Source organism: Pseudomonas sp. FW305-7 (genome assembly GCF_058786735.1).
In genome coordinates this window covers 1-1,213 of the sequence record NZ_JBYSZA010000063.1, presented here as the reverse complement: position 1 = coordinate 1,213, position 1,213 = coordinate 1, and the positions used below count along the sequence as shown (strand labels likewise).

The 1,213-nt window shown below is 49.2% G+C and carries 1 protein-coding gene and 1 pseudogene; both read left to right on the top strand.

Annotated features, from left to right (window positions below):
• A pseudogene (locus AC3WMT_RS30780) lies at positions 1 to 832 on the top strand (hypothetical protein); the annotation flags it as partial.
• A 179-nt stretch (positions 833 to 1,011) separates the two neighbouring features.
• Positions 1,012 to 1,213: hypothetical protein (locus AC3WMT_RS30775; RefSeq protein WP_492578071.1), on the top strand; the 202-nt coding region annotated here is incomplete at its 3' end.

Sequence of the window (1,213 nt, the reverse complement as noted above, 5' to 3'; positions counted from 1 at the left end):
CCAGGTTGTCAGCGGGTTGGCCGTCAAGGGGTACAGTCTCACCGCGCTCGCCTTGTATGGCGATGGCCCGGGGTCGACTCCGCCACGTACTTTCACCGTCGCCCAAGCAGTGACGCCAACCATCACCAACGTCACCGACTCCAAAGGTCCGGTCGCAAACGGTGGCATTACCAGTGACCGTACCGTCACCATCACCGGCACGGCCAGCCCCAACCAGAAAGTCCGCCTGCTCGATGGCAGCACCGCACTGCATGAACCCACTGCCAATGGCTCCGGCGTATGGACCCAGGTCGTTACCAGCCTGAGCGTCGCGACGCACAGTTTCAAAGCCAAGGCCTTGTATGGCGCGGGTGCGGAATCGGCCGTCAGGACACTGACCGTCATTGCTCTACTTAATGATTTTACGGATTTTACTAATTCACAATGGAATGGATGGACAAACATCCATAAATCTTGGGGCGCACTAACTACAGAGGCAGGAAATTCATATTGGCGTAATAGTGGCGGCCAGCTCTATATTGGTGAACACGTAGGCTTAAAAAAACTATTCAAGTTCAAAAAAGGAAAAACGTATGAGATTAGTTTCGCTTGGAAAAGCGGTACTCCGATGCTTCCTTACGTCCCTATGAACCTGCGGCTGCTTGCAGACGATGTGATGATCCAAGACTTTAGAACTAAAAGCCCGACAGACTGGGTAGCTTTTTCGGCCCTCTACACATACAACCCAGTTGTAGAAGCAGATGTTTTAATAAGAATCACAAACTGGCATTCATACTCATATTACTGCACAGTACCGGTAAATCTGGACAACTTAAGAGTTAGAGAACTTTAAGCCACGGAAAACAGGCGACTTATGCTATTCCCACTTAACTAATGATGATTCAAGTAGGAGCCAAAACAGAAAAAAATGGGGTGGATGGTCACATCCCCCCACATTTCACCGAATTAGCAAATAGATTAAAAAAACCAGCGCTCACAGTTTTACGACAGCTATCAGGGTCAGCTTAGTAGATGGCCAAGCTACGTCTATTGACGTTTGGGGAAGACATCTGGAATCGAAGCAATGCAGGCTTGGTGTTTTCGATTGAAACGGTTTGCGATCTTTTGCTTTTAAACGCCATGTTTAAATTACACGCCAAGACACGTAATCAGGCTACACGACCTTGCGTAATTGCCTACAGCTACGCCAGAATCCGCCGGCTTGTGCGCCTTG